The sequence below is a fragment of the Streptomyces sp. NPDC004658 genome, from assembly GCF_040609555.1.
Classification (GTDB): Bacteria; Actinomycetota; Actinomycetes; order Streptomycetales; family Streptomycetaceae; genus Streptomyces.
In genome coordinates, this window is record NZ_JBEXKG010000209.1 from 1 (window position 1) to 10,857 (window position 10,857).

Sequence of the window (10,857 nt, forward strand, 5' to 3'; positions counted from 1 at the left end):
CTGCCACGTCCCATGCCCCGGCCCGCGCCGCCCCGCCCGGTACGGGCCGCGGTGCCGGCGCCGCCGACCGCCTCCGGTCGGCCGTACGGCTCTCCCGGACTGCCGCTGGACCAGGAGAAGCTGCTGGCCGCCCGGCTCCACGCGGTGAAGGTCCGCCCCTACCTGGCCGCCGCCCTCTTCGCGCTGCACGTGGTGGAGGACCGCTCGGTGCCGACGATGGCGGTGGACGCACACTGGCGCTGCTACGTCTCACCGGGCTTCGTGGCGCGCACCCCGGTGGAGGAGCTGGCGGGCGTCTGGGTGCACGAGGTCTCGCACCTGCTCCGCGACCACCACGGGCGGGGCGAGCGGTACGCGCGGGAGCACGAGAACCACGGGCCGGCCGGGCGAAGCCGGACCGGGCCCTCGCCGGCCGGAAGCGGGGGGAGGCTGCGGCGGAACATCGCCGCCGACTTCGAGATCAACGACGACATCTACGGCGACGGCCTGCCCCGCCCCTTCGGAGCGGTGCACCCGTCGATGCTGCGGCTGCCCGACGGTCTCCTCATGGAGGAGTACCTGCGCACGGCGTCGCTGTCCGGGCTCACCGCGGACCTGGCCTGGCTGGACTGCGGCAGCGGCGCCGACGGGCAGGCCCGGCCGTGGGAGCTGGGACCCGACGGGGCCCACGGACTGAGCAGGCAGCAGCAGGACGCGGTCCGCTTCCGGGTCGCCGAGGGCATCAAGGGCCGTCCCGGCCACGCGCCGGAGGGCTGGCGCCGATGGGCCGAGGACGTCTTCCATCCGCCGCAGCCCTGGCGGCAGTTGCTCGGCGCGGCGGTCCGCTCGGCGACGGGCGCGCCCGGGGCGGGCGAGGACCACAGCTACCGGCGCCCGTCCCGGCGCTCGGCCTCGGTCCCCGGCGTACTGCTGCCGAGCCTGCGCCGCACCCCGCCCCGGGTCTGCGTCGTGATCGACACCTCCGGCTCGGTGAGCGACGCGGAACTCGGCAGCGCGCTGCTGGAGGTCGCGGCGATCTCGCGGGCGGTGGGCGGACGGCGCGACCTGGTCTCGGTGATCTCCTGCGACGCGGCGGCCGGGATCGCCGTCCCCCTGTGCCGCGCCGAGAACATCGCACTGGTCGGCGGCGGCGGAACCGACCTGCGCTCCGGTTTCACCCGGGCACTGGGTTCCCGGCCGCGCCCGGACGTGATCGTCGCCCTCACGGACGGACAGACCCCATGGCCCTCGACCCCGCCGTCCTGCCGCACCGTCGTCGGCCTCTTCCCACGCCCCGCCCGCGGCGTGGACGAGGAAGACCCCGACTACGTCCCGGACACCCCACCGCCCTGGGCACGGGTCGTGACGATCGGCTGAGGAGGCGAACGGAGTCGTCTCCGCGGCCGGCGAGGAGTGGCAGGCCGGTTGGCGGGCTCGCGTCCGTGGGACGGCCGTCCGGCCGGCGGTGGGCGAACTGCGCGACGGGATACGTGAGCCGCGCTGTCGGACGGTGACGCCCCCGCGCACCGCGTGCCGGTCGCCGCAGGGGACCTCGTCGAACCCGTCGGCCCGGTGCCGACCGCGCGGACGGGGGCCGCGGCGGCGGCCTCGTGTCCCCGACGCAGCCGTGAGCTCGGCCGGGAGGGCCGCGGAGGTGGGCGTCAGCGTTCCGGTGGCGGGTCCCCGGCCCGGGACTCGCCCAGGGTCTGCGTCGCGGCCTCGGCGAAGTCGTGGATGAGGGGGGAGCGGCGGGACGCCACCCAGGCCAGGGCCACCTCGTTGGGACCGATGCCGTCCACGGGAAGCGGAATCACGTCCGGGCGGGTGTAGAAGGTGGCGGTGGACAGCGGGAGCACGCAGATGCCCGCGCCGGAGGCCACCAGTTCCAGCTTCTCCTCCACCTGGTGGATCGCGGGCACTTCCGGGCGCCGTCCCTCACGCATCTCCAGGGCCACGTCACGCCATTCGGGGACGGCGTCCGGGTCCTGGAGCAGATGCTCGGGGGCGAGGTCGCCGACGGTCACCGACGACCTGCCCGCCAGCCGGTGTCCCGCCGGCAGCATGACGACGCGCGGCTCCCGGAACAGCGGCCGTACCTGAAGGCCCCGCTGGTCGATGGGCAGCCGTACGACGCCGATGTCCGCCCGGCCGTCCAGCAGCACCTCGACCTGGTTGTCCCAGCTGGTGCGCAGCAGCCGCACGTCGACGCCGGGGCGGCGGGTGGTGAAGACGGCCGTGGCCGGGGTGACGGTGATGCCGGGCATGAAACCGATGGTCAGCGTCGGGGTGCCCCGCGCCGCCGTCTTCACCCGCCGCAGCAGCGCCTCGGCCGAGGCGAGCAGGGGGACGGCGTCCTCCAGCAGCTGCTTCCCGGCCGGCGTGAGCAGCGTGCCGCGCCGGTCCCGTGCGAAGACCTCGGCGCCCAGGTCGTCCTCCAGGCTGCGGATCTGCCGGGAGAGCACGGGCTGCGCGATGTGCAGACGCTCGGCCGCGCGTCCGAAGTGGAGTTCCTCGGCCACTGCGACGAAATACCGAAGCTTCCGCAGGTCGACATCCACCCGGACTCACCGCTCACTCTCTCCGGGGCGACCACCCCGCCGGGCGGTCGGCCCTCCTGGAACGACTCTCCCTCGCTCCTTGGGACGACCGAGGAGGTTGTTCACGAATCTACCCGCGCCGACGACCGCGCGCCGTCACGGACGGTGCCCCCGCCTTGGCAGACGGTGCCTCCTCGTCCCTGCCCGGGTCACTCCTCGCCGGCGAGGACGGCCAGCGGGTCGGTGAACTTCGGCTTCCAGCCGAGGTCGGCCTCGGCGCGTGCCGGGGTGAGCCGCTGGTCCAGGGCGAAGGCGTCCGCGATCGGGCCCATCTGCTCACGGGCCTGCTCCAGCGTGACGGAGGCGACCTTGCCGTCGAGGCCGACGGAGCGGGCGACGGCCAGGGCGCACTCCTTGGCGGTGGGGTTCACCCCGCCCACGCCGACGTACACCGCACCGGGCTTCGCCTTCAGCGCGGCGGCGTACAGTTCCGCGATGTCGTCGACGTGCACCAGCGCCCAGTGGTTCGCCCCGTCGCCGATGTACGGAACGGCGCCGGCCTCCTTGCCCGGGACGGCGTAGAAGAAGTCGATCAGGCGGTTCTCGCCGCCGTAGAGCAGGCCGGGCTGCACGACGACGGGGCGACCGCCCTGCCGCGCACGCCCCAGCACGGCGTCCTCGACCGGCTTGCGCCAGGCGACCAGGGACGGCGGGTTCCAGGGGGCGGTCTCGTCCACGACCCCGTGCGTGTCGCCGTAGACCCAGGTGCCGCCGGTGTGCACGTAGGTGCCGGTGCCGACGCCGTCCTGCATGGCGGTGGCGGCGGCGAGGTCCTCGTCGCCGGTCTCGGCCTGCGCGAGGTGGACGACGGCCTCGGCGCGGGCCGCCGCCGCGTTGAGCACCCCGAGATCCCCCAGCCCGCCGCGCACCGGAGTCGCCCCGAGGGAGGCGACCGTCTCTGCGGCGCGGTCGTTGCGGGCCAGCGCCTCCACGGTGTGTCCGTGGCGGATCAGCGCGCCGATGGTGGCCTTGCCGATGTATCCGGACCCGCCGGTGAGGAAGATCTTCATGGTCCTGGCTCCTGTCTCCGTGGTGAGCGACTCCGCCGACGTCGCTTCCTTCGCTGACGCCGCTTCCTTCGCTGACCACCCTGCGCCCGGCGACGGATCCCCGTCCAAGACCTCTTCCGCCGTCTGTGATACCCGAAGGGCATCACACACGGTGGGACGTCCACGTGCCCCGCCCGGACCCGGTACGTGCCGGGCCCGGGCGGGGCACGTGTGCCTCAGCCGTGCAGCGTCGCGACCGGGCTGTTGTACGCCTCCGCCGTCAGCACCGGGCGCCGGGACGAGCAGGCCTCCTTCGGCCAGGACAGCCGGACGGTCCGGGACTCGCCGGGCAGCAGCCACAGGTAGTTGTCGCTGTACAGCGTCGGCAGGACTCGGCGGCCGTGCGCGTCCTCCAGCAGCGACAGCCGGACCATGGCGGCGACCGCCGGGCCCTGGTTGCGGATCACCGCCGTCAGCTCCTGGCGGTCACCGGAGCGCGACCACCCGGTGACCGCGCCCGTGAGCCTCACCTGCTTCGTCTTGTTCAGCCCCCGCAGCGCGCCGGCCTCGAGGTAGCGCCAGTAGGTGTTCCGCGACAGCTCCCTGCCCCGGGAGTCCTCCAGGGTCAGCCGCAGCAGGTGCAGGTCCGGCAGGCCGTCCGTCCAGTCGGCGGTGAACGCCTCGGCGGTGGCAGCCCGTTCGATGTCCACCCGGGCCGTCCTGCTGCTGCCGAGTTGCCGGCCGGACAGGTCGTACAGCCGGGCGGTGACGGTGGCGCCGCGCAGGTCCGCCGACGTGTGGTTCACCGCCAGGACCCGCCACTTCACCGGATCGGCCTGCACATGCAGCGGCTCGCAGGCCGAACGGGCGCCGTAGTAGGTGCCGTTGACGTCGAAGTCGTAGTCGTACGTCTGCCAGACCGTGCTGTGCCACGCCGGGTGGGACATCCACAGCATCAGACCGGAGGCGTTGTCCCACAGGTGGGCGTTCCACGCCTCGAACATGGCGCGTGTGTTCTCGTAGTTGACGAACTGCGCCTTGCGGGCGAAGTCGTCCAGGTCGCCGGACTCGCCCAGCCGGGCCTCGATGGCGGCCTTGTAGTTCTGCGGCGCCTGGTTCCCGTGCTCGCTCCAGTCGTGGTAGTACCACGCGCCGCGGATCGGCCACTCCGGCTCGTCGCCCGTCATGCTGCGGGTGCTCGCCGCGGTGGAGACGACGGGCATGCCGATCTCGGTGTGGAAGCCGAAGTCGCGGCTGCCGTACGTCATCGGATCGAAGTACTTCTCCGGCTCCACCCAGCCGTAGGGCCCGCCGCCCGTGACGATCCCGCCCGCCGAGTTGTTCTGGTAGAGCACGCCGGGCACCTGCTGCTCCACCGCCTCGCGCATCCCCTTGTCGATGGCGGCCGGGGGGTTGCCCTCGTTCGCGCCGCACCAGACCACCACGGACGGGTGGATGCGGTACCGCAGCACGGTGTCCCGCGCGAGCGCGTTGAAGGCGTCGTGGTCCGGCGGGTCCATGCCCCAGGCGTTGGGGAAGTCGTTCCACACCAGGATGCCGTGCCGGTCGCAGGCGGCGAAGAACTCCTCCCGGTCGCTGCTGCCGACCCAGTTGCGGATCATCGTGAAGTTCATGTCCCGGTGCATCCGCACCGCCGCGTCCATGCGCTCCGCCGGCATCCGGCGCAGCAGTTCGTCCCAGCCCCAGTTTCCGCCGCGGGCCAGCACGCGCACGCCGTTGACGCTGATCTTCAGCGGGTCCGGTGTGTTCGACACGGTCTTCACGTCGGTCCAGGTGTCGCCGTCGTCGGACATCTGGATCGTGTACGACTTCGGGTACGCGGTCTCCCAGACGACCGCGACGCGGTCGAACGTCCGGGAGGAGCCGAGGTCCACCTGGATCCACTGGTGGTCCTCGTACGCGGACGACCAGCGGGTGTTCGGGTTCCCGTCGGTGGCGTTCGACGCCGGGTGGTCGGACTCCTCCGTGGAAGCGGTGGCCTTCTGGCGCAGGGCGAGGTCGGTGCCGGGGTCACTCCGGTCGACGACGGACAGCGACCACAACGAGTTGCCCCAACTGGTGTTGCGCAGACCGCAGTCGAGACGGACATAGCGGGCGGTCCGCCGGTCGAAGTCCTCCACCTGGAGACTCGCGTTGCCGTTGTTGAACGGCAGCGGCACCGCCCCGTTGTCCACCGCCTTCACATCGGTCCAGTCCGAGCCGTTCGAGGAGACCTGGACGACGAAGGTCTTCGCGTACGCCTGCTCCCAGGTGAGGTCGACCCGGTCGAAGGACTGGACGGAGCCGAGGTCGACGCTGATCCACTGGTCGTCCTCGTAGGCGGAGGACCAGCGGGTGCCGGTGTCACCGTCGGTCGCGTTGGGCGCGCCGTTGCTGTCCTGGTCGGTGCTGGACGCCTCGGCGTGGGCGTGCAGCGCGAGGTCGGTACCCGGCTGGGTGCTGTCCCGGACGGACAGGGTCCACAGGGAACTGCCCCAGGACGTGGCCCGCGTCAGGCAGCGGATGCGGACGTGCCGGGCCTGCTGCCGGTCGAAGGTCACGGTCTGCGTGTAGGCGTCACCGGACGCGGTGAACGCGAGCGGTACGTCGTACTCGTAGCCGAACTGGCGGATGCCGAAGCGGGTGGTGCGCCGGTCGCTCTCCTGGCCGTCCACCGAGGCGGTGAGCGTGAGGTCGTGCAGATGGGCCTCGCCCAGACCGTTCGGCCACCACAGCCGGGGGTCCCGCAGCCGCAGCTGTCCGAAGGCGTCCGGCGCGAAGACGACGTCCATGCTCTCGCCCGCCTTCACGGTGACCGCCTTCGACACCCGCACCCCGTCGAAGGCGGCCGTGACCGTCGCCCGGTGGTCGGCGGTGTCCGCGTTGCGCACCGGGACGACGACGGTCAGCTCGGCCACGGACACGTCCGGCAGCGCGGGCAGCACGGTGTCCACGCGGGGGTCGCCGATGACTACGTGGCCGGTCGATCTCAGCCGGACGTGGTTCCAGATGCCCGCCGCGCGGTCGCGTACGGCCGGCATCCAGTCCCAGCCCGAGGACGCCAGGTACGTGGGGGAGTTGAGGTTCATCTGCTGCGCGCCGGCGTCCACCCAGGACTCGCCCAGCGGACCCTTGTCACCGGGGCTGCCGGGGACCGGCATCGGCGTGATCCGCACCGCGAGGGCGTTCTCGCCGTCCCCGGCGAGCTGCCGGGTGACGTCGAAGGCGGCACGGGCGAACGGGTACGTCAGGCCGCCCACCCGCTCGCCGTTGAGCCATACGTCGGCCTTGTGGTTGACGCCGTCGAACTCCAGCCAGAGGTGCCGGCCGGCGCCGGTGCGCAGCCCGCGCGGCAGGGCGAAGTCCCGCTTGTACCACCAGGAGTGGCGCGACAGCGCCTCCGGTATGCGCAGGTTGTTCAGACCCGCCACCGGGTCGGGCAGCTTGCCCTGCTCCACGAGCGAGCCCAGCACCGTGCCGGGAACGGTCGCGGGCAGCCAGCCGCTGGTGTCCACGGACGTCCTCGACAGACCGGCGCCGTCCGCGCCGGCCCAGTCGTCCATGGTGAGCCGCCAGCCCGACTCCACCGGCACGGTCCCGTCGTCGGCGACCGTGAGCGCCGGGGCCTCGTCGTGCCGGGTACCCCAGTCGGTCCAGCCGGTGGCCGCGGGGCGGTGCCCCTTGGCGGTGCCGTACACCTCGAAGCCGTTGAGGCCGAGGGGCAGCGGACTGGAGCGCTTCCGGGAGGTCATGCGCACCCAGCGCGCGGACACCGGCCGGGGGAGCTGGATGTCCACGGCGCCGCCGGTCCCGGCCGTGGTGCTGTACACCGTGGTCCAGGACTCGTGGTCGACGGACGTCTCGACGACGAAGACCAGCGAGAAGCTCGACTGGATCTCCTCACCGGTGGTGCCGCTGTGCACGTTGCCGGTGGTGGGCGGCGTGTAGACCGGGTCGGACGCGTCGGCCTCGAAGGTGAGACGGACCCGCGTGACCTCGCAGGCCGCCTGGAGGTCGACGGCTATCCACTGCGGATCGCCGCCCTCGGCACGCCAGCCGCTGCCCCGGACACCGGGGGAGGAGAGGCGGTCGACCACGAAGGAGCCGGGGGTGGCGGCGTAGGCCGTCGAAGAGACCGAGACCGGCCGGTAGAGCGCCAGCTCACCGGGGGAGGCGGGGGAGTCGACCGGCGCGCCGCCGGGCGCGGCGGCGGCGGTCGCCACAGGAAGCACGGAACCCAGGCCGAATCCGGCCAGCAGGGTGGTGCCCGTGGTGACGATGGCCCGTCGCGACGGAGGGCGCGACGAATCCGACTGATCTGTCATGAGCGTGACGTCCTATCAAAAAGCGGTGCCGTCCGGACTGCTCCGGGCCGCCGCCGAAGTACGTATGACAACGTTGCCAAAGGCTGGGCGGCGCGGCGGCTCATGTCAACCCCCGGTACATGGATCCGTGTCTGCCGGATTGCGTCGTCTTCCACGGGGTTCCGGCCGATCGTGGCTATGGCGAACGAGGAAAGTGTGCGGTCGCCGGTCCGTGTCCGTGTGGGTGGCTGGGGAGGGGATGTCGCGCCGGAGTCGAAGCGGGCCGCGGGGACTTGAGCGGTTCCTGCTGCGGTGAATTCCCGCCGCTGCGGTCTGCGCGTGCCGTCCGCAGCGGCGAGGTACCGGCCCGGCCGCCCTGAGGGAGGGAAGCGGCGACTTGTCTGCGATCCGCCGGGAGAGTTGCGGATGCGACGGGTGGCCCGACGTGGCGACAGGTCGACCTCGCCGGCCCGTGCGGCGGCCTGTGCGGCGGTGAAATGGCGCCGGCCGGGCGAGCCGTTGGTGTGCGCGCGGGTCCGCCCGCCCCGGGCGACTTCCACCTCCCGGCCGCCCCGGCCCCCCGGCGATGTCGCTGCCACCGTGGCCTTCCTCCTGCCGGACCGGACGGACTGGGCACCGGCACCGACGGGACGTCGACGGCGGGGGGCTGCTCGGACTTGCAGGAAAGTTGAGCTTCGTCGTATAAGGACTCCCGGACATCATCTTTCACCATCGTCTATCTCCGCAGGCTCGTCAGAGGAAGGTGATCGATGGGCGAGGGCTGGACGTTCGCCGGGGAGGCGACCGGGGGCGGAAGCGATTCCGTGACCCTGATCGAGGGCTCGTCCTTCTGTCTGTCCGAGCGGGGCGGCGACCTGGTCCCGGGTACGCCCCACGGGCTGTTCCACCGCGACACCCGCATCCTGTCGGCATGGCAACTCCGCGTCGACGACGAGGAGGTGGACCCGCTCACCGTCATCGCGCAGGAGCCCTACGAGGCCCTTTTCCTCGGCCGGGCCCGCCCGCGCCCGGGACAGAGCGAGGCCACCGTACTGGTCGAGCGGCACCGCTTCGTGGGCGCCGGCATGCGCGAGGACCTGGTGCTGCGCAACCTCGGCACCGAGGCCGCCGCGTGCCGGCTCACCCTGCGCGCGGAGGCCGACTTCGCCGACCTTTTCGCGGTGAAGGAAGGCCGGGTCGAGCTGCGCGGGCAGTACGGCGTCGACTACGGCGACGGGGTCCTGGCGCTGAATCGGCAGTGGCGCGGCGAGAGCCGAGGCGTGCGGATCGTCGCCGAGGGTGCGGTCTGCTCACCGGGCCAGCTCACCTTCCGCGCCGTCGTGCCGCCGCGCGGCGTGTGGCGGGCGTCCGTGCTGGTGACACCGGTGACCGACGGGGTGGAGACGCCGACGTCGTTCCCCCTGGAACGGCCCGTCGAGCAGGCCGGGCCGTCGGTGCGCACCTCCGAGTGGCGACAGGCCGGGCCGCGGGTCCAGGTCGGGGACGAGGCGCTCGCGCTGACGTTGCGGCGCAGCTGCCGGGATCTCGGAGCGCTTCGGATCTTCGACCCGGAGCGGCCGGACACGCCCGTGGTGGCGGCCGGTGCGCCCTGGTTCATGGCCCTGTTCGGGCGGGACTCGATCCTCACGTCGCTGATGTCGCTGCCGCTCGACCCCCACCTCGCCCTCGGTACCGCCCAGGTGCTGGCCCGGCACCAGGGCTCGGCCGTCGACCCGGTGACCGAGGAGGAGCCGGGCCGGATCCCGCACGAACTGCGCTTCGGCGTGGAGGCGTCGCTGGCGCTGGGCGGCACCGTCTACTACGGCACCGTCGACGCGACCCCGCTGTTCGTGATGCTGCTCGGCGAGCTGTGCCGCTGGGGCGTCGACCCGGACGCCGTACGGGAGTTGCTGCCGCACGCCGACCGGGCCCTGGCCTGGATCGAGGAGTACGGCGACCGGGACGGCGACGGGTTCGTCGAGTACCGGCGGGCCACCGACCGCGGGTTGGCCAACCAGGGCTGGAAGGACTCCTGGGACGGCGTCAACGGCGCCGACGGACGGATCGCCGAGCCGCCGATCGCGCTCGCGGAGGTGCAGGGCTATGTGTACGCCGCCTATCTGGCACGGGCGTTGCTGGCCGAGCGACTGGAGGGCGGCTCCGGCGCCGAGCGGTGGCGCAAGCGGGCCCGGGAGCTGAAGCAGCGGTTCAACGAGCGGTTCTGGCTGCCCGGACCCGGCTGGTACGCCGAGGCGCTGGACGGCGACAAGCGGCCCGTGGACGCGCTCGCCTCCAACATGGGGCACTGCCTGTGGACCGGCATCGTCGACGCCGGCCGGGCAGCCGCCGTCGCCGAACACCTGCTGTCCCCCCAGCTGTTCAGCGGCTGGGGCGTGCGCACCCTGGCCACCTCCATGGCCGCGTACAACCCGATGAGCTACCACAACGGCTCGGTGTGGCCGCACGACAGCGCCATCGTCGCCGCCGGCCTGATGCGGTACGGCTTCGCCGACCACGCCCGCCGTATCGCCCACGCCGTGCTGGACGCCGCCGCGGCCTTCGGCGGACGGCTCCCGGAACTGCTGTGCGGCTTCGACCGCGCCGAGTACGCCCAGCCGGTGCCGTACCCGGCCGCCTGCTCCCCGCAGGCCTGGGCGTCGGCCGCCCCGCTGCTCGTCCTGCGGGTCCTGCTGGGCGCGGAGGTCTGCCTGCCGCACGGCGTCGTCCGGGTCAGCCCCCTGCTGCCGCGCGGCTTCGGCGCGTTGCGGCTGACCGGCGTCCCGCTGGGCGAGGCCCGGGTGACGCTGACGGTGTCCGAGGACGGTCACCCGGAGGTCACCGGACTGCCCGACGGCGTACGGCTGACGGACACCCCCTGCCCCTGCACGGCCGTCGACGCCGAACCCCCGGGCTCCCCCTGAGAGTGCGCCCCCTCCGAGCTTCCCTCCCGTCGCAGCGCGTGGCCGCCGCCCGGCCGCCGCGTGCGAC

The 10,857-nt window shown here is 73.1% G+C and carries 5 protein-coding genes; 2 read left to right on the forward strand and 3 right to left on the reverse strand.

Translation table 11 applies throughout. The features are described 5' to 3' along the window. Positions 1-12 precede the first annotated feature (12 nt). On the forward strand, positions 13-1,356 hold the full coding sequence (locus ABZV94_RS37080; protein WP_356348658.1) for a VWA-like domain-containing protein: 1,344 nt from the start codon (positions 13-15) through the stop codon (positions 1,354-1,356). 284 nt (positions 1,357-1,640) lie between these two features. Here the strand turns inward: ABZV94_RS37080 and ABZV94_RS37085 are convergent, their stop codons facing one another. The 3 genes from ABZV94_RS37085 to ABZV94_RS37095 form a co-directional block, all read right to left on the reverse strand. Continuing rightward, entirely contained in the window at positions 1,641-2,537 is an 897-nt protein-coding gene (locus ABZV94_RS37085) for a LysR substrate-binding domain-containing protein (protein ID WP_356348649.1), read from the reverse strand. Between the two features lie 188 nt (positions 2,538-2,725). Then, the gene (locus tag ABZV94_RS37090) at positions 2,726-3,586 is read right to left on the reverse strand and encodes an NAD-dependent epimerase/dehydratase family protein (RefSeq protein ID WP_356348651.1); all 861 of its coding nucleotides are present in this window, start codon (positions 3,584-3,586) and stop codon (positions 2,726-2,728) included. 215 nt (positions 3,587-3,801) lie between these two features. Further along, a complete protein-coding gene (locus ABZV94_RS37095) occupies positions 3,802-7,890 on the reverse strand; it encodes a discoidin domain-containing protein (protein WP_356348653.1) in 4,089 nt (1,362 codons plus the stop codon). Between the two features lie 803 nt (positions 7,891-8,693). On the opposite strand from ABZV94_RS37095, the gene ABZV94_RS37100 reads away from it, so the two are divergent. After that, positions 8,694-10,790, forward strand: a complete 2,097-nt coding sequence (locus ABZV94_RS37100) for a glycogen debranching N-terminal domain-containing protein (protein WP_356348656.1) — start codon at positions 8,694-8,696, stop codon at positions 10,788-10,790. Positions 10,791-10,857 lie beyond the last annotated feature (67 nt).